The organism is Bradyrhizobium sp. USDA 4451 (assembly GCF_054822585.1).
The window spans coordinates 1,938,090-1,961,429 of record NZ_JBTRCH010000001.1 but is presented as its reverse complement, the minus strand read 5'-3'; the positions used below and the strand labels follow the sequence as shown (position 1 = coordinate 1,961,429).

The window sequence follows — 23,340 nt, the reverse complement described above, 5'->3', positions numbered from 1 at the left end:
CTGCATGATGCGTTAGGGGACAATCCGCGTGCCGCCGATCCAATACATCGTCGAAGGCGGCCGCCGCCTTTCGGGCACCATCGAGCCGTCGGGCAACAAGAACTCCGCGCTGCCGATCATCGCAGCCGCCCTGCTCACCGAACACCCGGTCACGCTGACCAACGTGCCGCGCATCCGCGACACCGAGACGCTGGTCGAGCTGTGCCGTTCGGTCGGCGCCAGCGCCGAATGGACCGAGCGCAACACGCTGCAAATTCACGCCAAGGAGATCCGCGCCGCCGATCTCGATCCGGCGCTGTGCGCACGCATCCGCGCCTCGATCCTGCTCGCCGGTCCGCTGCTCGCCCGTTGCGGCGAAGTCGCGCTGCCGCCGCCCGGCGGCGACGTGATCGGCCGCCGCCGCCTCGACACGCACTTTCTGGCCTTCGAGCAGCTCGGCGCCACCGTCACCGCGACACACCGGCTCGAATTCCGCGCCTCCAAGCTGAAGGGCGCCGACGTGTTCCTCGACGAGCCCAGCGTGACTGCGACGGAGAACGCGCTGGTCGCCGCCGTCGCCGCCCGCGGCACCACCCATCTGCGCAACGCGGCTTCCGAGCCGCATGTACAGGACCTCGCCAATTTCCTGATCGCGCTCGGCGCCAAGATCGAAGGCGTCGGCACCAACACCATCATCGTGCACGGGCCGGCGACGCTCGGCAGCACGAGTTTCGCGATCCAGCCCGATCATATCGAGGTCGGCTCGTTGATCGGCCTGGCTGCGGTGACCCGCTCGCCGCTGCGCATCGCGCGCGCCGGCGTCGAGCATCTGCGCTCGATCCGAATGGGCTTCGAGCGGCTCGGCATCGTCTGCGGCGTCGAGGGCGACGACCTCGTCGTGCCGTCGAACCAGACCATGAAGATCCACGACGATTTCGGCGGTCACGTGCCGAAGCTCGAGGACCAGCCGTGGCCGGCCTTCCCGGCGGACCTGATGTCGATCGCAATCGTCACCGCGACGCAATGCGACGGCGTCATCCTGATGCACGAGAAGATGTTCGAGTCGCGGATGTTCTTCGTCGACAATCTGATCGCGATGGGTGGCCGGATCGTGCTGTGCGATCCGCATCGCGCGATCGTGGCCGGCCCGAGCCGGCTGCGCGGCGCGCCGATGAACTCGCCCGACATCCGTGCCGGTATGGCGATGCTGCTGGCTGCGGTGTGCGCCAACGGCACCTCCACCATCAACAATGCCGACCAGATCGAGCGCGGCTATGAGCGGATCGACGAGCGGCTCAACGCGCTCGGCGCCAAGATCAAGCGGATACCCGCGCGATCCTGATCCCGAATTCCCTGCGGCAGCTTGGCCACGCTTCCGGCCGGTTTGCCGTGCTAGACGTGCGGTCATGACCTGCATCGACAAGATCGACCCGGCCGCGTCGCGCGCGGCCGTCGTCCCCTCCGGGGCGGCATTTGCCGTACCCCGCAAGCTGCTCACGGCCGAGCTCGCGGAGACGCTGAAGCTCGCAGTGCCGCTTGCGCTGACGCAGCTCGGGCAGATCGCGATGATGACGACCGATCTGGCCTTCATCGGCCGGCTCGGCAGCGAAAGCATCGCCGCGGCTGCGCTGGCGCATACCGTGTATTTCGTCAGCTTCACGATCGGCATGGGCATGATGTCCGCGGTCTCGCCGCTGGCCGCGCAGGCGTTCGGGGCGCGCAACCCGCGCGTGATGCGGCGCGCGCTGCGCGTCGGACTGTGGGCGGGATTCTTCATGGTGCTGCCGCTGATGGCGCTGCCGTTCCAGGGCGAGCGCATCCTGCTTGCGCTCGGCCAGTCAAAGGCAACTGCACATCTCGCACAACAATATCTGTTCGGGCTCGGCTGGGGCATCCTGCCGGCTCTGTGGTTCATCGCGATCCGTGGCTTCATGAGCGCGGTGAACCGGCCGGAGCCGGTGCTGTGGATTACACTCGCGGCGATCCCGGCCAATGCGTTAATGGTGTACCTGTTGCTCTACGGCACATGGGGCATGCCCGAGCTCGGCATGTTCGGCGCCGGGCTTGCGACCACGATCGTCAATCTCGGCACCTTCCTCGCCGGCGTATGGTTCGCGGCGCGCCGCCGCCCGTTCCGCAAATACCACGTCTTCAGCCGGCTCTGGCGGATCGACTGGCCACTGATGGGCAAGCTGGTCGCGATCGGCGCGCCGATCTCGGTCGCTTTCCTGCTGGAATACGGCATGTTCGGCGCGGCCGGCCTGTTGATGGGGCTGATCAGCACCACCGCGCTGGCGGCGCACCAGATCGCGCTGCAGATCGCCGCGATCCTGTTCATGGTGCCGTTCGGCGTCAGCATGGCCGCCACCGTGCGGGTCGGCCAGGCGGTCGGCCGCCGCGATCCCGACGCGGTGCAGCGCGCCGGCTTCGTTGCGGTCGGGCTCAGCGGGGTATTCATGAGCGTCATGACGCTCGCGGTGATCCTGGCGCGCTTCGAGATCGCAGCGCTGTTCCTCGGCGAGGCCTCCGACGCCACCGCGCAGCTCACCGCGACGCTGCTGCTGATCGGCGCGACCTTCTTCGTCGCCGACGGCATCCAGACCACCAGCGCCGGCGCGCTGCGCGGCATGAACGACACCCAGGTGCCGCTATTGTTCGCCGTCATCAGCTATTGGCTGATCGGCTTCGCATCCGCCGCCGTGCTCGCGTTCCGGGCCGGGCTCGAAGCGCCCGGGGTCTGGATCGGGCTGTCGCTCGGGACTGCTGTCTATGCGACCCTCCTGATCTTGCGTTTTCGCCTGCTGGCACGCAGACTGGTGGGATGAAGGTTGGCAAATGAGGGTCGACGAAGTCACGCCGAACGTGGAGTCCGTTGCGCTGCTTGCCGGCGCGCAGTTTGCCGATGCGTTCAGGATTGCGACCACGCGCGCCGACCTCGACGCGCGCCGCGCCGCCGAGGCGATGGTGACGCGACAGCCGCGCTGGGCCGAATGGCTGATCGCCTTGCGCAATCTCCTGGTCGCGCCGCTCGGCCTGAAGACCTCGGGCGCAACTGAGGGCGTGGCACGCGACATGATCGGGATCTTTCCGGTGGTCAGCGAAACGCCGGAACGGCTAGTGGCGGGCTTCAACGACAAGCATCTCGATTTCCGGCTGGTCGTCGACGTCGCGCCAGTCGACGTCGCCAGCGCCGGCTCCGCGCGCAGCATCACCGCGACCACGCTGGTGCTCACCCATAACTGGTTCGGCCGCGCCTATCTCGCGGTGATCATGCCGTTCCACCGCCTGATAGTGCCCGCGATGCTGCGCAAGGCCGTAGGCTGAACAAAGCGCTGGTCTCAAGCAGCTCTGGTCTCACGCCGGGCTCTTCTCCGGCGTGTCGGCGACGGCCTTCTCCGCGGCATCCTCGTTGGTGCACCAATTGCCGTGACAGCGCTTGAGGTCGTTGAGGTTCTGCCGCATCTGGTCGAGCGAGAAGCCGAGCGCGTAGAAGCGTTCGGCGGCATCAACCGGCAGGCCGCGGATCAGGCCGTCTCTGCGAACCGCGGCGACCTCCTCGCTATAGGCATGCAGCGCGGCATCGACTGGCGCCATGTCGGCCGGCCCGCTGCCGGCGCGCAAGGCGGTCGCGACCGCCACCATGTAGGTCACGATCGCCTTGCTGACGTCGGCCAGTGGCCGCGCCAGCCGGATCTGGATCTCGGCCGGCAGCGGCACGACACAGGCACGCCCGATCATCACGACGTCGTGCCGCAGCCGCTGGATGGTCCGCAGCAACGGACCGGTGTCCGGTCCCGATGACAGATGCATCGAGCGCTCGCGCTCGGCCTCCAGCCCGGTCGCGTGCAGATTGGTCACCGCGGTGCCGATGCCGTCCTGGATCCGGTGCAGCGCGTCGTTGTCGAGACCGCGGGTCAGGCCGGCGAGCAATTCGGCGAACGCCGCGGCAAGCAATTCCAGCAGCTTTGATCCATTGACCCGGATCTGGCTGACCGCGCGCGACGGTAGCACCAGGAACGAGATCACCAGCCCGGTAAGCGCGCCGACGGTGACCTCGAGGACGCGGTCGATCGCCGAATCCAGCGGATTGGAGTGATGCATCGTCGGCAACAGCAGCACGATGACCGCCGTCACCGTCGCCGAGTTCAGGCTGGGATTGAGCGCGGCGATGAAGGCCAGCGGCACGATCGCCAGCACCAGGAGCGCCAGCAGGCTGCTCTCGCCGGAATGCGGGATCAGCACCGCGATCGCGCCGCCATAGACCGCACCGCCGATGGTGCCGAGCATGTAGTCGCGGGTCGCCTTCAGCGAGCGGCCGACGCTCATTTGGGTGACGATCAGCGAGGTCAGCACCGCCCACAGCGGCAGCATGAGGTGCATCGCCACCGCGATCGTATAGGCCGCGACGCCGGCGGACGCGATCCGGACCGCCAGCGCCAGCTGCGTCTTGCGGGTCCAAAGCTTGTCGAACATGCGTTTTGCGAAGGTCCTCATGCACCCTGATCCGCAATCAATGGAAAGGCCTATGTTAAAGGACGTCGAGCATGGCTGCTGCCCGCGGCGGCAAGGTGGCTTGAAAGGCCAAACCTGCCCGCCTACCCTGCGCCGCAAAAATGAGGAAACACGATGGCCCACGAAACCGCAACGCTCGCCGCCTATGTCGCCGACCTGAAATATTCCGACATTCCGCCGGAGGTGCTGGAGCGCGCCAAGGTTTTGACGCTGGATTTCCTCGGCAGCACCATCCGCGCCCGCCGCGATGCGGAATCGACGCCCTCATTGATGAAGATGCTGGAGGCGCTGGCGCTGGACGGCAAGGGAGAGGCCACCGTGTTCGGCGACACCAAGACCTGGACGCCGGCGGTCGCGGCGCTGCTCAACGGCGCGCTCGGCCATTCGCTCGACTTCGACGACACCCACGCCGATTCCTCGCTGCATCCGAGCGCGCCGGTGGTGCCCGCCGCGTTCGCGGTCGGCGAGATGGTCGGCGCCTCCGGCCGCGACGTGCTGACGGCGATCGTCGCCGGTTATGAAGTGTGCTGCCGGCTCGGCAATGCCCTCGACCCGACCTCGCATTACGCCCGGGGCTTCCACCCGACCGCAACCGCCGGCACCTATGGCGCCGCGGCCGCCGCGGCCAAGCTGTTCGGCCTGTCGAAGCAGCAGATCATCTCCGCGTTCGGCGTCTCCGGCAGCCAGGCCTCCGGCTCGCTGCAATTCCTGGTCAATGGCGCCTGGAACAAGCGCTACCAGGTCGGCGCCGCCGCGATGAACGGCGTGATCGCCGCGACCTTGGCGCGCAACGATTTCATCGGCTCGAGCGATTCGGTCGAAGGCAAGCATGGCCTCTTGGTCGGCTACACCGATGACGCGCATCCGGACAAGGCCGTTGCGGGCTTAGGCCACACCTATGAGACGCTGAAGATCGGCGTGAAGCCGTATCCGAGCTGCCGCTACACCCATGCCGCGATCGACGCGCTGATCGCGATGCGGCGTGAGCACAATCTGACGCCGGACCAGATCAGGAAGGTCGAGATCGGCCTGCACCGCAATGGCATCACGCTGACCGGCGATGCCGCCACCAAGCGCCACCCGACCTCGGTGGTCGGCGGCCAGTTCTCGATGTTCTTCACCGGTGCGATCGCACTCGACCAGGGCCATTTCGGCTGGGATGACTACGCGCGGCTCGGCGACAAGGCGATCGACGCGCTCGCCGACAAGTTCGACGTGGTGCAGGACGACCGCCTCGAGGTCGGCCGCACCCATCCGTTCGGTGCCCGCGTCTCGATCATGACAGATGACGCCACCCATGAGCGCCTCTACGCCGATCCCTCCGGCGAGCCGACCTCGTTCCCCGACGCCAAGGCAATGCAGCAGAAGTTCCTGACGCTGGCCCGCCCGGTGCTCGACAAGCGCGCCGACCAGCTCGCCGACGCGATCCTGACGCTGGAGCGGTTCGAGCGCGTGGAACAGGCAACGCAGCTGGGACGGCAGTAAGCGGACTGTACAACGCCGGGCTAGCCGCCAAGCCCGCAGTCGTCGTCGCGGCGAAAGCCGGGACGACGACGAGCTTGTTGCATCGAGCCGCGGCATTCTCTTCCGTCATTCCGGGGCCCGCGAAGCGAGAGCCCGGAATCCATCGCGCAACGGAACAGGCGGTGAAATGGCTTCCGAGTTCGCGCTTCGCGCGAACGCCGCATTGCTCGACGTCGCCGTGACGACATCGCGGACCAGATCGAACACGCCGTCCGCCTTGAGCGGCGCGTTCGGCGAACGGCCGAGCCGCACGATGACCAGCCGCTGCGACGGCACAATGATCACATACTGCCCGATCGTGCCCTTGGCGAAAAACGCATCGCGCGGCCAGCCGTGCTCGACGCGATACTTGGCGCCGAAACTGTCGCCGAGATTGGTCCAGAAGCCCGCGCCGATGCCGACCCAGCCGTTCGGCGTCGGCGATGCCGAGTATTTCACCCAACCCGCCGGCAGGATGCGCCGGCCGCCGGCCACGCCGTCATCGAGATAGAGCTGGCCAAACCGCGCCCAATCGCGCGCGCTCGCCATCATCGCGCCTGATCCTTCCGGCGTGCCCGTCGCATCGAACTGCATGACGACGTTGTGCATGCCGAGCGGATCGAACAATTCGCGGCGCGCGAAGCGCAACACATCGGCGGCATGGCCGCCGGCCGCGTTGCGGAGCAGATGCGAGAGGATGATGAAATTGCCGTCGTGATAATTCCAGGCGGCGCCGGGCGCGGTCTCGAGCGCAATGCTCTCGGCGTAGGCGGCCATGTCGGATTCCATGTACTTCATCCGGTTGACCGGTTCGAGCGCGGAGGCGAGCGAGGCCTGCAGCGAGCTGCCGAGCGCAAGGCCCGCGGTGTGACGCAACAACTGATCGACCGTGATGGCGTGGCGCGGATCGTCGGGATTTCTCCAGGCCGCGATCGGCACCGGCTGGTCGACGGCAAGCTTGCCGTCGCGCACCAGAATTCCGATCAGGGCCGAGATCACCGATTTGGTTGCGGAGAAGCCGAGCAACGGCGTCTCGGTGCCGATGCCGTCGGCGTAGCGCTCAGCAATGATGCGGCCGTCCTTCATCACGACAACCGCGCGGGTGTGGCGGAACGGCGGCTCGGCCGGTTCGGCAAAGGCGCGATCGAGCGCGGCCGAGAGCTGCGGGTTCTGCGGCGCGACAAGGGCCGGGCCGGCGATCTCGGGCAGCAGCGCAGCCTGCGACCGTGCCGGCGGCAGCGCAATGTCGGCCAGCGCCTCGCCATGTTCGAGGGTGCAGCCGACGCCCTCGCGATAGACTGCATGGCTGCGGCCGAACCCGAGCAGCGTCACGGTGACGTCCCTGCGGTCAAGGTCGACCTCGGTGTCCATCGCCCAGGTGATCAAGCCTGTGCCGGGCATCGCGTCGGTGGTTTCGTTGAAATCCCGCTTCGGGTCCAGTCCGCTGACGAACGTTTCCGAGCAGATGACGTTGGCGACAAAGCCGGTCGCGACCTTCGGAACGTCGCGGGCACGGGCGGCGGACAGCACCAGCGCCCCGAAGGCGCTGGTAGCGGCGAGAATGAAGACGAGCTTTCGACGGGTCACGGGATCCTCCGGCATGGCGTATTGGGCGCGTAGCCGGGAGGAAGCCGTGCGGGACGGGAGAGCGCTCGCCGGATTTCGAAATCGGGCTAGCCGAGGATTGGGGAAGATTGGCCGATTCTGGAATTTCTTTGTGATTACAACGCCTCATCGTGAGGGGCGCACAATAGTTAGGCTCCCTCCTCCCTTGCGGAGGAGGGCTGGGGAGAGGGGTGGGCCCCGGGCGAGACGATCGATGCAAACACCGTCGCCGCAACCCGCTGGACAACATCGAAACTCAAATTGAGAGGCCACCCGAGTGGTACCCCTCTCCCTAACCCTCCCCTGCAAGGGGGCAGGGAACCCTACGGCCGGGGCGTCCCTCACGACGCAATAGAACAATCAGGCCGCCGTCGCCTTCAGCTTCCGATACTCCGTCGGGGTCACGCCGGTCGTCGCCTTGAAGGCGCGGTTGAAGGGGCCGAGGGACTGGAAGCCGGCATCCATGGCGATCGTGATGACGGGGACTTCGGCCTGGGCCGGATCGGCAAGCGCGGCCTTGGCCTCCTCGATCCGATGGTTGTTGAGGAAGACGTTGAAATTGCGGTAGCCGAGCCGCTGGTTGATCAGCCGCCGCAAACGGTACTCGGGGATTTTCAGCCGGGTCGCCAGCGTGCCGATGGTGACGTTGTCCTGGCGGTAGATGCGCTCGTCCGCCATCAGCCGCATCAGGGCATTGACCAGTCTCTGGTCGGCTATCTCCTCCATCGCGGCCGGCTGCGCATTGGCTATGATGGGCTCGACCGGCGCGGTGAACAGATCAGCGCCATCGACGCGCATCATCGTCCAGGTGATGGCCGCGACGATGGCGGCGAGCACGGCCACGTTGAGCACGTTGGCCCACTCCACGGTCACGCGGCTGCCGGCATACGCGATCTGCAACAGCGCGTTCATCCCGCCATACAGCGCTGACGCAGCGACGATGAAGACACGGACGCGGCGGCGGCGCTCGACCAGGTCTGCCGACCATGACCCGATGGTCTGCGCCACGGCTAGCGCGATGAAGACGAGCGCGAGCAGATTGACCGTGGTAATCGCCGCTTGCGCGTGGCCGCCGGGCGCGATCCACATGCAACTGACGAAGCTGTATGCGACCACCGCGATCCAGATCAGCCCGTGCCACCAGCGCAGCGCGAAGGCTTCATCGAACAGCGCGCGGGTGAACAGCCAGAACACCACGATGTCGCCGGTCGACAGCGCAATCAGCGGCCCGTGCCAGACCGAGATCGGCGGTCCGGCGCCGATCGACGCGGTCACCGCATGCGCGGCCGCGCCGAGCGCGAAGGCGATCACAAGCCGTCCCGCCGGCACCTTGCGAAAATCCGCGAACATCGAGGCGGCAAGCACCAGCAGCAGCGTCACGGCGGCGGCGCGCAGGCAGAGTTCGGTTGCGGCCAATGTCATCGGTCGAAAGGATCTCCGGGTCAGCCGAACAATCGTCGCTCAAGCGGGGATTTTCAAGCCGGATCGCGGTGCCACCGCGCACGTGCCGTGACCCAGATGTCGACGATCTCGCCCTCGAGCTTGCCCGGCCCCTCGTTCACCGCACCGAGCCGCCGTGCCACCGCCTCCGAGGCGGCGTTGTCCGGATCGATGCAATGAATGATGCGGTCGATGGTGAAGTTGGCGAACACAAAATCGATCGCGGCCCGCGCCGCTTCCACCGCATAGCCCTTGCCGCGGTGCTCTTTGGCGATGCCCCAGCCGACCTCGAAGCCCGGCCATTCCGGCGGACAATACGGACCGACGCGCCCGATATAGCGGCCGGAGGATCTCTCCTCGACCGCGAACATGCCGAAGCCGTACAGCGCCCAGTGGCCCGAGATGACCGCGGCATTGCGCCAGCCCTTCAGCTCCGACGTGATTGGCTGGTGATCCGGCGTGATGAAGCGCGCGGTCTCGGGATCGGACAGCATCCGCGTGTTGTCAGCAATGTCGGATGCGCGCCATGGCCGCAGGATAAGCCGCGCGGTCTCGATCACGGGACCGTCGACACGCAACAGGTTTGCACCGGGCTTGATCAGGGAAACCATCGCTTACCCCAGTTTCCAGGATTGCTCTCGCCGATATCGCACAGGAGCGGCAAATAGACCATCGTGACCGCGTCATGATCGCCGCGACGGAATGATCAAATCCTGTTACGGTCGCGCCAAACGAGAAGGAGTTTTGCAATGAGCTGGCAGCCCTCGACCGATCCCGAACTCGGTGATCCCCAGACTTGCGACGCGCTGGATCTGATCATCGTGCCGCGCACCCGCGATCTCGGCGACGGCTTTGCGGTGCGGCGCGCGCTGCCGCATGGCAAGCGGCAGATGGTCGGGCCCTTCATCTTCTTCGATCATTTCGGCCCAGTGCAATATCTCGCCGGCAAGGGCATGGACGTGCGGCCGCATCCGCATATCGGGCTCGCCACCGTCACCTATCTGTTCGACGGCAGCATCATGCACCGCGACAGCGAGGGCAACATCCAGGAGATCCAGCCCGGCGCAATGAACCTGATGACCGCAGGCCGCGGCATCGCGCATTCCGAGCGCACCCCCGACGTGCAGCGCCGCGACGGCCAAAAGATGCTGGGCTTGCAAAGCTGGATCGCGCTGCCTGCGGGCAAGGAAGAGATCGCGCCCTCGTTCCAGCATTATGGCGCAGGCGACCTGCCGATGATCTCCGAGCGCGATTTCACCGCGCGCATCATCGCGGGCTCGGCGTTCGGCATCTCCTCGCCGGTCAGCATGGTCTCGCCCTGGTTCTACACTGAAGTCACCGCGCAGGCCGGCACCTCGGTGCCGCTCGATCCCGATCATGAGGAGCGCGCGATCTATCTCGTCGACGGCGAGGTCGAGATCGCGGGCGACCGCCACCAGGGACCGCGGCTTCTTATCTTCCGGCCCGGCGACCGCATCACCGTGAAGACGCTGCGGCCGACCCGCATGATGTTCCTGGGCGGCGACGCCCTGGAAGGGCCGCGCCACATCTGGTGGAATTTCGTCTCCTCCTCCAAGGAGCGGATCGAGCAGGCCAAACAGGACTGGAAAACCGGCCGTTTCGCGCAGGTTCCGCACGAACACGAGTTCATTCCGCTGCCGGAGTGAGCTAATTCGTATGACTCTTTGATTTGAGCATGATCCTTTTCGGAAAACCGCTGCACACTTTTCCGGATCATGCTCTAGTCTCCCGCGCCCGCACGGCTCGTGCGGGCGCTCGTCGTTGAAGCCAGCCTGAAAGATCACGCCATGACCGCGATGCTATCCAGCGATTTGCCCCTGCCCCGGATCGGCCGCGGCAAGGTGCGCGATATCTACGCCGTCGGGGACGATCGCGTGCTGTTGCTCACCACCGACCGCATTTCGGCGTTCGACGTGGTGATGGCGGAGACCATTCCGATGAAGGGCGCGGTGCTGACCCAGATCAGCGCGTGGTGGTTCCAGCAGCTCGAAGGCACCGTGCCGCATCACATGATCAGCGCCGATGCCGACGAGATCATCCGCGCGGTCCCCGGACTGAAGAACCATCGCGCCGACATCCTCGGCCGCGCGATGCTGTGCAAGCGCACCACCGTGTTTCCGATCGAATGCGTGATCCGCGGCTATATTTCCGGCTCAGCATGGAAGGAATACGCCGCCAAGGGTACCCTCGCGGGCGAGAAGCTGCCGACGGGCCTGGTCGAGAGCCAAAAGCTCGAGCCCGCGATCTTCAGCCCGGCGACCAAGGCCGAGGCCGGCCATGACGAGAACATCACGGTTAAGCGGGTGCGCGAGATCGTCGGTGCCGACGTTGCGGCGACGCTGGAGAAGATGGCGCGCGATGTTTACGCTTACGGCGAGCAGACCAGCCGCGCCCGTGGCATCATCATCGCAGATACCAAATTCGAGCTCGGTCGCGACCAGGATGGCCGCATCATCCTGATCGACGAGGTGATGACGCCGGACTCGTCGCGCTTCTGGGCCGCGGACGCCTACAAGCCGGGCCAGCCGCAGCCGAGCTTCGACAAGCAGCCGCTGCGCGACTACCTCGACGTCGAGCGCCACGCCGGCCGCTGGAACGGCGACGCTCCTGCTCCGCCGCTGCCCGCGAGCGTGGTGGATGCGACCAGCAAGCGATATCTGGAAGCGTATCGCCGCGTCACGGGGACGGAGCTGAAGGTTTAGCGGCACCGTCGGCGCATTCGCTATATCACCGTCACCCTGAGGAGGCCGCAACGCGGCCGTCTCGAAGGGTCGACGGCCCGGCCGGTGGCCATGCATCCTTCGAGACGCGCGGCGGCTGTCATCGGCCGCGCTTTGCGCGGACCCGTTGGCGGCTCCTCAGGATGACGGGTCACGACCGCGGGATTGCGCGGACCTCACTATCGATGTCACTCTCCGGGCACAAGAACAGCCCAGGGAGCGCCCCGTGTCCGAATCCGATTCCGTGCTCGTCGAGCGCGATGGTCCGATCACCATCATCTCCATCAACCGACCGCACAATCGCAACGCCGTCGATGGCGCGACAGCGCGCAGATTGTATGACGCATTTCTCGCCTTCGACGCCGACGCGAGCGCATCGGTCGCGGTGTTCACCGGCACTGGTGGCACTTTTTGCGCCGGCGCCGATCTGAAGGCGGTGGCAGCGGGCGATGCCGAGAAGAAGCGCGAGATCGGTGGCCACAACACGATCGCGCCGATGGGACCGAGCCGGCTGCGGCTCTCGAAGCCCGTCATCGCCGCGATCGAGGGCTATGCGGTCGCCGGCGGCATGGAGCTGGCGCTGTGGGCGGACATGCGCGTGGTCGCCGAGGACGCGACCTTCGGGGTGTTCTGCCGCCGCTTCGGCGTGCCGCTGATCGATCTCGGCACCATCCGCCTGCCGCGGCTGATCGGTCATTCGCAGGCGATCGATCTGATCCTCACCGGGCGCCCGGTCGGCGGCGCCGAAGCGCATCGCATGGGGCTCGCCAACCGGCTGGTTGCAAAGGGCGAGACGCGTGCGCACGCCATCGCGCTCGCCAAGGACATCGCAAAATTCCCGCAGAACTGCATGCGTGCCGACCGCCTGTCGGCGCTGCGGCAATGGGACCTCGAGGAGGAAGAGGCGATCAGGAACGAGATGCGCGGCGGGCTCGATGTGATCGCATCGGGCGAGACACTGGCGGGTGCGGCACGCTTCGCCTCCGGCATCGGCCGTCACGGCGCCTTCGGCAAGGAATAGCCCATTTGCGTCACGCAGACGAGGCGGTCCACAGCAGACCCCGCATCGCCTGAAGCTTGCGTGACGCAGATTCGGTCGAGCGATCAGCACGTTGCGCCGTGCGCACCGGAAGTGTGACGACGCCGACGGACGAGGATCACACGTCGCAATGAGAAGCTTTGCCGAATTTTAACCTGACAACGCCCTCAGCGGATTGCATCCTTCACATGACACAATCCCGGGGCGGCGACTGTCATGGAGCGGTATGTTGAGCTAAGAAGGCGAGGCGAACTATTTTCGCCAGCCTTCAATTTCAAAATGTTTCTTCGTTTCACAAAAAAAATATCATCGCTACGGACAACGCGTGCGCTGTCTCAAATCACTAGCGTCGAAATGCCGTACCTCGATGCAGTCACCGGCGATGCAGTGGCCGCGCGACCAGATATTCTTCTCGATGTTTCGGCGACGGCGCTGGAACACATGCAGCGGCGTTTGCCAAAAGCGTGGTCAGGCCTGACCCGCACTGATCTTTTATATGTTTTTGCTTCAACTGCCGCACACAATCTCAAGCCTTACGGCGAAGGGTGCCCGTCGCAGGGGTTCAGCGCACTGCTGAATTCCGAATATCTCGACTGCTCGAATTACGGACTGCTGGCCTATTACTTTTCACGTCTGCTGCTCAGTGAGGCTGATCGCAAGCCGCTCAGCTTCGTCGGATGGGACGGAGGAAAAGTCGGAAATCATCAAATGCTGTTCCTGAGCGACCGTGGCATGGCGCCGCACCTGGCGATCGATCCGACACTCGGGATCGCCTGCATCGCGAGCTTTGACGATATCGCATCCGGCAAGCCGATCCCACCGGATGCGATTGCAATCATCGGCGCGACGGAACAACTCAGCGCTTCGCGGGTTGCCTTTGTTACAGCTTTGCTGGAGGGGCAGTTTCGACCATCCGATCTCCTGTACTACTTCCTCACCGTCGACGACTATCTCACCCGGTACGGTAATCCGTTCGATTGGCCGACGCCGGCCATTTCCATCCTGCGAGACCGGCATTCCGGAGATCGTTGAGGCAATCAAGGCCGATGCACAGCGTTATTCAGACCAGATCGCGCAGCATTCTCGTTCTGTACGACCCAAATGCCTTGGCGACGGAATTCGTCCGTCAGCACCTGATGGCGATCCAGCGCCATTCCAGGCATGACGTAGCTTATGCTGCCGCGACGTTCGACTGCAGGGCCGATTTTCCACTCGAACTGTTCGACGCGCTGGTCATCCATTTTTCGGTGCGCATGCCGTTCGAGACAATGTCGCCTTCCTTCGTCGAACTCGTCTCCAACTTCGACGGACCGAAGGTGCTGCTGATACAGGACGAATACGACATGCCGCGAAAGGCATGCGCCTTGATCAGAAAACTTGGCGTCGACACGATCTTCACGACCGTGCCCCGACCGCTTGTCGAGAAGTTCTATCCGCCCGACGAACTCCCGAACGTGAAGTTCAGGCCGTGCTTGACCGGCTACGTCCCCGACGAACTACCGTTCGAGCTAGCGAGACCGCTTTCGGAGCGACGACTTTGGCTGGCCTATCGGGGTCGCAAGCTTCCGATCTGGTACGGGCAACTGGGATTGGAAAAATCGACCATCGCGCAGCGCATGAAGAGCGAATGCGCTGCGCGCAACGTTCCTCATGACATCGAATGGGAGGAAGACAAGCGCGTCAATGGGCCCGCCTGGTTCAACTTCATGACGGATGCGAGGGCAATGCTCGGCACGGAGAGCGGCGCCAATGTCATGGATGCATGGGGCGACATTCGCAACGCAGTCCAGACCATGGCCAGAGAGCATCCGGAGCTCAGCGATGACGAGCTCTACAGCAATGTCGTGGCACCGCACGAGAACAACGTCAGCATGGGCCAGATGAGTCCAAAGTTCTTCGAAGCGATTGGACTGAAGACCGGGTTGGTATTGTTCGAAGGCTCCTACTCCAACGTGATCAGGCCCGACGAGCACTACATTCCGCTGCGAAAGGACTACAAGAATCTCGATGACGTGCTGAAACGGCTCGCCGACGTGACCGGCCTTCAAGACATGGTTGATCGCACCTATCACGAGGTCATTGAGAGCGGCGCATATGGATACGACAGGTTTGTCGGCGATATCGACGACGCGATCGAGCAAGCCAGCACGCTCGGCCCGCCGCGCGAAAGGCGGCAGACCTTTGCTCTGGTGCGCGTCGACGCGCAATGCAAGAGCTGGTCGGCGGTGACGCCGCACCTCCCGCTTACTGCTCCGATTACGATTCGCCCACCGCCGCCGCCAGATCGCCTGCTCACGGGCGGGGCGCGTGACCTCTGGCTCAAGGTGCCGGAGAAAGTGCGGACGCCGTTGTCAGCCCTGCTTGGGACGCCGGCACGGCGCATCAAGGCATTCTATCAGCGATGAGCGGCACATGACTTCCCGCCCGGGGAAGACTTCGCGACGCGCTGATCTTGCGCGATGACTTCATAACGACGCGATCGCCGGTCACGAGCTCCCCGGCGGGCGCGCGTTGGGAACCGGCTGTCACAAAAATCCTGTTGTCGTCCTGCGCCGAGCTCGTCTACGACTGGCGGCTAGAGTTCAGGATATTTTTTAACGTGATTAGTCGGTCGCTTTATTTCGGCTCGCGGGCACGGCGGGCGATGCATGACATTCTCGGCGGCGGTGCGGCCAGCGTGCTCGGCATCACATTCGGGCTGTCCTACGCGCTCCTGATCTTCGCCGGGCCATTGTCGCCCTATCTGTCATACGGCGTCGCGGCGACATTCATCTCCTCGGCGGTGCTCGCGAGCTTGATTGCACTCGGCAGTTCGCTGCCATTCGCGGTGGCCGGCCCCGACAGTTCCACCGCGGCGGTGACGGGAATCCTGATGGCCTCGCTGGTCGAGCGCATCGTCGCGGCCGGCCCGACGGCGCCGCTACTCGCGCCGGTGCTGATCACGCTCGGGCTCTCGACCATCGTCACCGGCATCGTGCTGTGTTGCCTGGGGTTGACGCGGTTCGGCCGCGCCATTCGCTACGTGCCGTACCCGGTGGTCGGCGGGTTCCTTGGGGCAACCGGCCTGCTGATCGTGCTGGGCGCGATCCGGGTGATCACCGGTTACCCGGTGCAGCTCAGCACTCTCTTCCATTTTACGAATATTATCACGATCTCCGAGCTCAGCGCCGCCTGCGCCATGGCGCTGGTGCTGTATCTGACCTGGCATCGCTCGCGCACCCCGTTCGGCCTGCCGATCATCCTGGTCGGCGGCGTGATCGTGGCGCATCTTGTCTTTTGGATCATCGGAATCACGCCTGAGGAAGCGCACCTGACCGGCTGGACCTTCGAGCCTCCGCCGGCATCGACCTTCATGCTGCCGTGGCACGCGGCCGAGCTGGCACAATATCCATGGTCGGCGGTGCCGGACCTGCTCGGCAACATGATCGCCGTCGTGTTCGTGACGGCGGCGAGCACGTTGTTCAACACGACAGGCATCGAGGTCGCGGTGCATCGCGAGGCCAATCTCGAGCGCGAGCTCAACATCACCGGCTTCGCCAACATCCTGACCGGTGCGCTGGCCGGCTATGCCGGCTGCATCTCGGTCAGCCGCTCGATCCTGAATTTCTCCAGCGGCGGGCGCGGCCCGCTGATCGGGACTCACCGTCGCGGCGATATCTCTCTTGATGCTGGCGGTGGCGCCGCAGCTGCTCGGCTACATGCCGAAATTCGTGCTCGGCGGCCTGCTGCTCTATCTCGGCGCCGACCAGCTGCACAAATGGATGATCGAATCGCGCAAGCGGCTGTCGAAGACTGAATATGCGTCGCTGCTCGCGATCATCGTTATCATCGTGACCTGGGGCTTCGTGCCCGGCATCCTGATCGGCGTCATCATCGGCTGCGCCACCTTTGCGCTCAGCGCGGCGCGGGTCGAGGCGATCAAATACGGCTTTGACGGCTCGGAATACCGCAGCTCGCTGGATCGCTCGCGTGACGACCGCGAGGTGTTGTCGGCCCATGGCGGCAAGATCCAGGGACTGACGCTGCAAAGCTATCTGTTCTTCGGCTCCGCCAACCGGCTCTACCAGCACGTCAAGGCGCTGCTGCGCGAGCAGGCGGAGTGCCGCTATCTGCTGTTCGACTTCAAGCTCGTCACCGGCGTCGATTCGTCTGCGGCCTACAGCTTTGCGCAGATCAAGCGCAGCGCGCACGAGGTCGGCGTCGAGCTGGTGCTGGTGCATTTGTCGGCCAAGGCCGAGCAGGTGCTGCGCTCCAGCGATTTCATCACCGAGGGTGTGACCTTGATCGACGAGCTCGACCGTGCGCTGGAGTGGTGCGAGAACGAGATCATCGCGCAGCACCAGGAGCTGGCGCAGGAAGAAGCCGACCTGCGCGGCTGGTTCACGGAGATGCTCGACAGCGAGGATGACGCCGACACGTTGATCCGGCGCTGCCAGCGCATCGAGGTCGACGCCGGCGAGATCATCGTGCACGCTGGCGACGCCGCCGATTCCATGCACTTCATCCTCGACGGCCGACTTGGCATCATGATCCCCGCCGAGGACGGCCGCACCACGCGGGTGCGCAGCCTCGGCCGCTACACCACCATCGGCGAGATGGGTCTCGTCGCGCACACCCCGCGCAGCGCGACCATCCAGGCTGAGATGGCGAGCGTGCTCTATGTGCTGAACACCCACCAGTTCGCCGCGATCCGCGACGAGGCCCCCGAGCTCAGCCACAAGCTGCTGACTTACTTCGTCTCTGTGATGGCGGAGCGGCTGACGTTTGCGAATCGAACGATCGCGGTGCTGCGGCGATAGGGCTGCGCAGCCCGGATGAAGCAAAGCGCGATCCGGGAATGTCGCCGGGCGGCAGGGCCCCGGATTTCGCTTCGCTTCATCCGGGCTACGAAGCTGAAGCAAGGTCAAGCTACAGCAGCCCGCGGCTTTCGCTCGCCGCGAGTTCGGCCATCAATGCTTGGTCCTGATAGCGTGCGAGCGAAAGACTGCGCGCGAAGGCGGGCGCCGACGCGCCGACCACGGCGCGGGCGCAGAGATCGCCGGTAGCGCAGGCGCCCATCGTGCCGTAGCCGGAGAGTGCGGTTGCGAGGAACACACCCGGCGTTTTCGCAGCTCCGATCAGCGGCCAGTTTTCCTTCGTCATCGGATAGTAGCCGCCGTAGTGCACGCGGTCGCGCAGCAGTGCGCCGAGATATTGCGCAAGGCGCGGCTGCAGCCGGCTCGCCGCGCGCAGCACGACCTCGGGGAAATACGGGTTCAGCTCCGGCTCGCGGACCGGCGCCGTGATCTGCTCGGCGTTGAAGGCCCAACCCAGCTTGATCCACTCGCCGTGATCGCCGCCATCCGGCCGGCAATGGATGCTGCCCGGCATCGGTGCCAGCAGGCGCGCAAACTCCGGCGCCGCAGACAGCGCCTCGCGATCGTCGTCGGACCAGGCCAGTGTCTGCCCGTCGAGATCGATCGCGAACGGCATTTTGCGATCGACCGCGCGGTTGCGATCGGCGAACGCGATCTTCTGCTGCAGCACGTTCACGATCGGAAGCGCTTCGCCATGCATCGCCGCGACCTGCGCCGCGAACGGGCCGGCGGCGTTGACGATGAGGTCGGCCTGGATGGTCTGCCGCGCGCCATCGGCCAGCACCTCGACGGTGAAGCGATCGGTCTTCGCGATGCCGACCACCTTTGCCTGCTGGAACTGCGCGCCCAGCGGACGCATGGTCTCCAGCATGTATTGGCCAAGCTGCTGGCCGCTGATGTCGCCGGCACGCCGGATATGCAGCGCGGTCGCGATTTCCCTGTCGAAACTCGGGTAGTGCGCCTGAATCAGATCGCGGCCCTGCAGAACGTCGACGCCATCAGGCGCGCTCTGCCAGTCGGCCGAATGCGGCGGCACATAGCCGCGGCCCGATCCTTCATGCAGACGGATCAGCTTTGCCGCCTGCGCGCCATAGCCGGCATGGAGTTGCTGCAACAGCTCGTCGGGCTTCGCTTCGCGCGTGACCAGGAGATAGCCGCGCCGCGTCATGTGGATGCGGTTGTCGCTGCGCCGCGCGATTTCCTCCATCAGGTCGGTGGAGTGGTTGGTGAAGTCGGCCATCGTCGGATGCGGCCACCAGTTGCGGTAGTTCTCGCCCGACTGCGCCGAGGTCAAGGTCATCGGCTGGCCCTCGTCGACGATCAACAGCCGCGAACGCTTGTGCTGGACGGCGAGGTAATAGGCCGTGGCGATGCCGACGATGCCCGCACCGATCACCAGGATTTCGACGTCATTGGTCTTCACACGCATTTCTCCATGGCGCGCAGCGGGCCGGTGATGCTTCACATTGCTGGAGCGATCAGACCGGCCGCTCTGGACCGGCATCGCGCAACGCCTGACGCTGCGCCGAACGCAACGTCTTCTGCGTTTCCTCGATGTGATCGCGCAACAGGCGGACCGCCTTCTTGACCTCACCGTCGCGGCAGAATTCGAGCAGCCGGTAGTGCTCGCGCTGCGGACGCTCCTTGCCGGTTGCCTGCGACACCAGCGCCCGGGTGAAGCGGCTGACATGGCCGTAATTCGCCTGGATCATTGCCAGCAGCCGCGGGCGATTGCACGGCGCGTAGAGCGTGGCGTGGAATTTCCAGTTGAAGGCGCCCCATTGCGCCGGATCGGGCTCGGCGTCGTAGGCCTGCAGGATTTTCGTTGCCGCCTCGAGATCGATTTCGCCCATCGCGGGGATCGCCAATCGCAACGCGTGGCACTCGAGCGCGATCCGGATCTCGAGCAGCTCGATCACCTCGTCGATCGACAGGTCGGAGACCACCGCGCCGCGGTTGGGCAGGAAGGTAACAAAGCCCTCGGCCTCGAGCTGGCGCAGCGCTTCGCGCACCGGGATGCGGCTGGTCCCGAACCGCGCAGCGAGCTCGTCCTGGCGGAGTTGCAGTCCGGGGGCGAGCTCGCCCGAACTGATCGCCGCCCGCAAGGCCTCGCGCACGGCGTCCGGCGCGGACCCGTGAGGTCCAGCTCCTCGATGGCTTGGGGCGGCGGCAGGTTCCATCCGGACTCTCTCGATGGTGAGGGCGGGTTCAGATATCCGACTTAACTATGATTGTATAAAATCGATTTGCCGATTATGCAATGGCCGTGTATAAAATCTGGGCCGATCATATCCAATGCGGTAGCCGTCCGCGAGCAAGCTGATGAATCAAGTCGTCAAGTTATTGATCCTTTTTACATTTCTCGCAGGCGCGACATCGGCCGCGGCGCAGGCTCAGTCACCGGGCGGCACACTCGCAAAAATCCGCGACGCCGGCGAGATCCGGCTCGGGCACCGCGACGTTTCGGTCCCATTCTCCTATCTCGACGACGACCAGAAGCCGGTCGGCTTCGCGATGGACCTCTGTGGGCGGATCGTCGACGCGGTGAAAAGTGCACTCAAGCTGCCGGCGTTGCAGATCAGGCTGCAACCGATCCAGCTCTCGACCCAAATTCCGCTGATCGAGAACGGCACCATCGACATCGTCTGCGGGCCGGCCACCAACACGCTGGAGCGGCAGAAGGTCGTCGCCTTCAGCAATACGATCTTCGTGTCGAGCATCCGCGCTGTCGTGCAGAAGGACGCGCCGATCAAGACCTTCGAGGACCTCGGCGGCCGGCCGGTCGCGCTGACCTCGGGCTCGACCTCGATCGGCCTGTTGAGCGCGCGTGCCCAGGAGAAGAACTTCCAGACCAAGAACATCCTGACGGCGGACCATGCCGCGTCGTTCCTCGCGCTGACCACCGGGCGCAGCGATGCCTTCGTGATGGACGACATCCTGCTGGCGAGCCTGATCGCGGGCAGCCGCAACCCGGCCGACTGGCGCATCATCGACGACAGCCTGCGCACCGAGCCCTACGGGCTGATCATCCGCAAGGGCGATCCGGAGTTCAAGGCGCTGGTCGACAACACGCTGGTTGCGATGATGAAGAGCGGCGAATTCCTTGAGCTCTACGCCAAATGGTTCACGCGGCCGATTCCACCGAAGAACGTAAACCTGAATTTCCCGATGACGGCGCCGCTGAAGGACGCCGTCGCCAATCCGAACGACAAGGGCGTGTGACCGAGCAACAAGCCCGGCCCTGATCCAATCAGAGCCGGGCTCAAGCCAGAAAATAATGTCGGCGATCAGACGCCGGCCATCATCACGTATTTGATCTCGACATACTCATCCATGCCGTGGCGCGAGCCTTCGCGGCCGAGGCCGCTTTCCTTGACGCCGCCGAACGGCGCGACCTCGGTCGTGATCAGGCCGGAATTGACGCCGACCATGCCCGACTCCAGCGCCTCGGCGACACGCCAGACCCGGCCGATGTCGCGTGAGTAGAAGTACGACGCGAGGCCGAACGGCGAGGCATTGCACATCGCGATCACGTCGGCCTCGTCCTTGAAGCGGATCACCGGCGCGAGCGGGCCGAAGGTTTCCTCCTGCGCCACCAGCGCGTCCGGCCGCACATCCGACAGCACGGTCGGCTCGAAGAAGCTGCGGCCGAGCGCCGAGCGCTTGCCGCCGGTCACGATCTTGGCGCCGCCCTTCACGGCGTCGGCAATGTGCCGCTCGACCTTTTCGATCGCCTTCATGTTGATCAGCGGCCCCTGCGTCACGCCTTGCTCGGTGCCGTCGCCGATCTTCATCGCCGCAACCTTTTTCGACAGCTTCTCGACGAACTGGTCGTAGATCTTGTCTTGGGCGTAGAGACGGTTGGCGCAGACGCAGGTCTGGCCCATGTTGCGATATTTCGAGACGATGGCGCCTTCGACCGCGGCGTCGATATCGGCGTCGTCGAACACCACGAAGGGCGCGTTGCCGCCGAGCTCGAGGCCGAGCTTCTTCACGCCGACCGACGCCTGCCGGTACAGGATCTTGCCGACATTGGTCGAACCGGTGAAGCCGACGAACCGCACCGCCGGATGCTCGCACAGCACCTTGCCGATCGGCGGTGCATCGCCGGTGATGATGTTGAGCACGCCCTTCGGCACGCCGGCCTTCTCGGCCAGTACCGCCAGCGCGAGTGCGGACAGCGGCGTCTCGTTGGCGGGCTTCAACACCACGGTGCAACCGGCGGCCAGTGCCGGCGACACTTTGCGGGTGATCATCGAGTTCGGGAAATTCCACGGCGTGATGGCGCCGCAGACGCCGATCGGCTGCCGGATCGCGAGCAGCCGCGCATCCGGACGCTGGGTCGGAATGGTCTCGCCATAGACGCGACGGGCCTCTTCCGCGAAGAATTCGACATAGGCGGCGCCGATATCGACCTCACCGAGCGCCTCCGCCAGCGGCTTGCCCTGCTCGGAGGTCAGGATCAGCGCAAGGTCCTCGCGATTGGCGATGATCAGGTCGAACCATTTGCGCAGGATGTTGGAGCGCTGTTTCGCGGTCAGCTTGGCCCAGGCCGGAAACGCGCGCTGCGCGGCCTCGACGGCCCTGGTCGCATCATCGGCGCCCAGCTGCGCGATCTTGATCAGTTCGACGCCGGTGGCCGGATTGTTGACCGCGAATTCGGGGGTGCCGACCCAGGCGCCGTCGATATAGCAGCGATCGCGCAGCAGCGACGGGTCCTTCAGGCGGCTTTCGAGCGAGGATGCTGCGGATAGCGTGGCGCGTGCGGCAACGGGCGGGGTCATGGCGTTACTCCTGAATTTCTTTGGAAGGATATTCGCCGCTTATATAAGCGGAAATGCGTGGAGATGCATTGTCAGTGGCGCGAGTCTGCTGGCCCGCAAATGCGGCCCTCTCCACGTCATTCCGGGGCGATGCGGAGCATCGAGCCTCAGGGGCGCAACTGCGCCCCGGGGAATCTCGAGATTCTCGATGCGCAATTGCGCACCTGAGGGTCTGGTCCTCCGGACCATCCCGGAATGACATTGCTTTCGTCAGACCGCCCCGCCCGACATGTAGGTTTCACGACGGCCGATCATGCGTTCGGCCGCGGCCTTGGCATCCGCCTTGGTCGAGGTCGCGCAGGTCCGGTATTCGAGATCGGCCTGCGCCCTCGCATCGCGCCGGCCGAACCAGGACTTGGTGCCGGTCTGCAGCAGGGCCAGCGCCTGGGCGACATTGTCGACTGCCTCGAATGAGTGCAGCGCGCCGGTAGCCGCGTAGCGGACTTCGTAGAGGCCTGGGCTGATCGGCGCCTCGATGTTCTCGCCGCGGCCCGGCCGCGGATAGCGCTTCCATTCACTCCATGTCGAAATCATTGCTGCGTCCCCGCAAGGCGCGAAACGACGAATCTTTTCGTCAAATGCATCCCAATTCGCCGCACCTTTTGTGCAGCAATCTGAATGCGTTAATGCAAATAAACAGGTACGGAAATCAACCTCCCGATCACGTTACCGTGGCCTCCGTCCGGGGTCATCCGGGCTTGTGCGGAGTCCACCGCAAAATCTGCATGCGTGGTGAACGCCTCCTCAGCATGGCCGTTCCTGTGCGGCCCGCCTTTCACGACATCGCGACATCACCGCATCGCGGCCGCCTTGCGGGAGCGGAAAAGCGGGAGGATGATCCC

Annotated in this window: 18 protein-coding genes and 1 pseudogene; 11 read left to right on the top strand and 8 right to left on the bottom strand. The window is 65.0% G+C overall.

Annotation, left to right across the window (positions count from 1 at the left end; translation table 11 throughout):
* Positions 1–28: 28 nt before the first annotated feature.
* The 3 genes from murA (at position 29) to ACVMB0_RS09015 (ending at position 3,303) form a co-directional block, all read left to right on the top strand.
* Positions 29–1,321, top strand: coding sequence for a UDP-N-acetylglucosamine 1-carboxyvinyltransferase (murA, locus tag ACVMB0_RS09025; RefSeq protein ID WP_456751132.1), 1,293 nt, complete (start codon positions 29–31; stop codon positions 1,319–1,321).
* Positions 1,322–1,385: 64 nt separating this feature from the next.
* Positions 1,386–2,804, top strand: a complete 1,419-nt coding sequence (locus tag ACVMB0_RS09020) for an MATE family efflux transporter (protein ID WP_461345978.1) — start codon at positions 1,386–1,388, stop codon at positions 2,802–2,804.
* A 10-nt stretch (positions 2,805–2,814) separates the two neighbouring features.
* Positions 2,815–3,303, top strand: coding sequence for a DUF2867 domain-containing protein (locus tag ACVMB0_RS09015; RefSeq protein WP_461345977.1), 489 nt, complete (start codon positions 2,815–2,817; stop codon positions 3,301–3,303).
* Positions 3,304–3,333: 30 nt separating this feature from the next.
* Here the strand turns inward: ACVMB0_RS09015 and ACVMB0_RS09010 are convergent, their stop codons facing one another.
* A complete protein-coding gene (locus ACVMB0_RS09010; protein ID WP_461345976.1) occupies positions 3,334–4,473 on the bottom strand; it encodes an FUSC family protein in 1,140 nt (379 codons plus the stop codon).
* Between the two features lie 132 nt (positions 4,474–4,605).
* On the opposite strand from ACVMB0_RS09010, the gene ACVMB0_RS09005 reads away from it, so the two are divergent.
* Positions 4,606–5,976, top strand: a complete 1,371-nt coding sequence (locus tag ACVMB0_RS09005) for an MmgE/PrpD family protein (protein WP_461345975.1) — start codon at positions 4,606–4,608, stop codon at positions 5,974–5,976.
* A gap of 105 nt (positions 5,977–6,081) precedes the next feature.
* On the opposite strand, the gene ACVMB0_RS09000 is transcribed toward ACVMB0_RS09005, so the two are convergent.
* The 3 genes from ACVMB0_RS09000 to ACVMB0_RS08990 form a co-directional block, all read right to left on the bottom strand.
* Positions 6,082–7,581: a serine hydrolase domain-containing protein gene (locus ACVMB0_RS09000; RefSeq protein ID WP_461345974.1), complete on the bottom strand. Its 1,500-nt coding sequence runs from the start codon at positions 7,579–7,581 to the stop codon at positions 6,082–6,084.
* Positions 7,582–7,959: 378 nt separating this feature from the next.
* A complete protein-coding gene (locus ACVMB0_RS08995; RefSeq protein WP_461345973.1) occupies positions 7,960–9,021 on the bottom strand; it encodes a helix-turn-helix domain-containing protein in 1,062 nt (353 codons plus the stop codon).
* A 53-nt stretch (positions 9,022–9,074) separates the two neighbouring features.
* Complete coding sequence (locus ACVMB0_RS08990) at positions 9,075–9,650, bottom strand: GNAT family N-acetyltransferase (RefSeq protein ID WP_461345972.1); 576 nt, start codon at positions 9,648–9,650, stop codon at positions 9,075–9,077.
* A 138-nt stretch (positions 9,651–9,788) separates the two neighbouring features.
* On the opposite strand from ACVMB0_RS08990, the gene ACVMB0_RS08985 reads away from it, so the two are divergent.
* The 6 genes and pseudogenes from ACVMB0_RS08985 to ACVMB0_RS08960 all read left to right on the top strand — a co-directional run bounded on the left by ACVMB0_RS08985 (position 9,789) and on the right by ACVMB0_RS08960 (position 17,618).
* Entirely contained in the window at positions 9,789–10,706 is a 918-nt protein-coding gene (locus tag ACVMB0_RS08985; protein ID WP_461345971.1) for a pirin family protein, read from the top strand.
* Between the two features lie 141 nt (positions 10,707–10,847).
* On the top strand, positions 10,848–11,762 hold the full coding sequence (locus ACVMB0_RS08980) for a phosphoribosylaminoimidazolesuccinocarboxamide synthase (RefSeq protein ID WP_461345970.1): 915 nt from the start codon (positions 10,848–10,850) through the stop codon (positions 11,760–11,762).
* A 244-nt stretch (positions 11,763–12,006) separates the two neighbouring features.
* Positions 12,007–12,801 (top strand): crotonase/enoyl-CoA hydratase family protein, encoded by a 795-nt coding sequence (locus tag ACVMB0_RS08975; RefSeq protein ID WP_461345969.1) that lies wholly within the window; start codon positions 12,007–12,009, stop codon positions 12,799–12,801.
* Between the two features lie 234 nt (positions 12,802–13,035).
* Positions 13,036–13,851, top strand: coding sequence for a hypothetical protein (locus ACVMB0_RS08970; protein ID WP_461345968.1), 816 nt, complete (start codon positions 13,036–13,038; stop codon positions 13,849–13,851).
* 14 nt (positions 13,852–13,865) lie between these two features.
* A complete protein-coding gene (locus ACVMB0_RS08965; RefSeq protein ID WP_461345967.1) occupies positions 13,866–15,224 on the top strand; it encodes a hypothetical protein in 1,359 nt (452 codons plus the stop codon).
* A 239-nt stretch (positions 15,225–15,463) separates the two neighbouring features.
* Positions 15,464–17,618 (top strand): annotated as a pseudogene (locus ACVMB0_RS08960) (SLC26A/SulP transporter family protein).
* A 109-nt stretch (positions 17,619–17,727) separates the two neighbouring features.
* On the opposite strand, the gene ACVMB0_RS08955 reads toward ACVMB0_RS08960, so the two are convergent.
* Both ACVMB0_RS08955 and ACVMB0_RS08950 read right to left on the bottom strand, forming a co-directional pair.
* Positions 17,728–19,104 carry an NAD(P)/FAD-dependent oxidoreductase gene (locus ACVMB0_RS08955; protein WP_461345966.1) on the bottom strand — a complete coding sequence of 459 codons (1,377 nt, stop codon included), beginning with the start codon at positions 19,102–19,104 and terminating at the stop codon, positions 17,728–17,730.
* A 49-nt stretch (positions 19,105–19,153) separates the two neighbouring features.
* Positions 19,154–19,792, bottom strand: coding sequence for a GntR family transcriptional regulator (locus tag ACVMB0_RS08950; protein ID WP_461345965.1), 639 nt, complete (start codon positions 19,790–19,792; stop codon positions 19,154–19,156).
* Between the two features lie 205 nt (positions 19,793–19,997).
* Between ACVMB0_RS08950 and ACVMB0_RS08945 the strand changes: the two genes are divergently transcribed.
* Positions 19,998–20,897, top strand: coding sequence for an amino acid ABC transporter substrate-binding protein (locus tag ACVMB0_RS08945; RefSeq protein ID WP_461345964.1), 900 nt, complete (start codon positions 19,998–20,000; stop codon positions 20,895–20,897).
* A 65-nt stretch (positions 20,898–20,962) separates the two neighbouring features.
* Here the strand turns inward: ACVMB0_RS08945 and ACVMB0_RS08940 are convergent, their stop codons facing one another.
* Positions 20,963–22,459, bottom strand: coding sequence for an NAD-dependent succinate-semialdehyde dehydrogenase (locus ACVMB0_RS08940; protein ID WP_461345963.1), 1,497 nt, complete (start codon positions 22,457–22,459; stop codon positions 20,963–20,965).
* Between the two features lie 249 nt (positions 22,460–22,708).
* Positions 22,709–23,032 (bottom strand): hypothetical protein, encoded by a 324-nt coding sequence (locus tag ACVMB0_RS08935; protein ID WP_456751149.1) that lies wholly within the window; start codon positions 23,030–23,032, stop codon positions 22,709–22,711.
* Positions 23,033–23,340: the final 308 nt, after the last annotated feature.

Coding starts and splice junctions, on each gene's coding strand:
- ACVMB0_RS08935 (WP_456751149.1), bottom strand. CDS start 23,032: ATGATTTCGACATGGAGTGAATGGAAGCGCTATCCGCGGCCGGGCCGC.
- ACVMB0_RS08990 (WP_461345972.1), bottom strand. CDS start 9,650: ATGGTTTCCCTGATCAAGCCCGGTGCAAACCTGTTGCGTGTCGACGGT.
- ACVMB0_RS09010 (WP_461345976.1), bottom strand. CDS start 4,473: ATGAGGACCTTCGCAAAACGCATGTTCGACAAGCTTTGGACCCGCAAG.
- ACVMB0_RS08965 (WP_461345967.1), top strand. CDS start 13,866: ATGCACAGCGTTATTCAGACCAGATCGCGCAGCATTCTCGTTCTGTAC.
- ACVMB0_RS09020 (WP_461345978.1), top strand. CDS start 1,386: ATGACCTGCATCGACAAGATCGACCCGGCCGCGTCGCGCGCGGCCGTC.
- ACVMB0_RS08940 (WP_461345963.1), bottom strand. CDS start 22,459: ATGACCCCGCCCGTTGCCGCACGCGCCACGCTATCCGCAGCATCCTCG.
- ACVMB0_RS08985 (WP_461345971.1), top strand. CDS start 9,789: ATGAGCTGGCAGCCCTCGACCGATCCCGAACTCGGTGATCCCCAGACT.
- ACVMB0_RS08995 (WP_461345973.1), bottom strand. CDS start 9,021: ATGACATTGGCCGCAACCGAACTCTGCCTGCGCGCCGCCGCCGTGACG.
- ACVMB0_RS08955 (WP_461345966.1), bottom strand. CDS start 19,104: ATGCGTGTGAAGACCAATGACGTCGAAATCCTGGTGATCGGTGCGGGC.
- ACVMB0_RS08980 (WP_461345970.1), top strand. CDS start 10,848: ATGACCGCGATGCTATCCAGCGATTTGCCCCTGCCCCGGATCGGCCGC.
- ACVMB0_RS08945 (WP_461345964.1), top strand. CDS start 19,998: ATGAATCAAGTCGTCAAGTTATTGATCCTTTTTACATTTCTCGCAGGC.
- ACVMB0_RS08970 (WP_461345968.1), top strand. CDS start 13,036: ATGGAGCGGTATGTTGAGCTAAGAAGGCGAGGCGAACTATTTTCGCCA.
- ACVMB0_RS09015 (WP_461345977.1), top strand. CDS start 2,815: ATGAGGGTCGACGAAGTCACGCCGAACGTGGAGTCCGTTGCGCTGCTT.
- ACVMB0_RS09005 (WP_461345975.1), top strand. CDS start 4,606: ATGGCCCACGAAACCGCAACGCTCGCCGCCTATGTCGCCGACCTGAAA.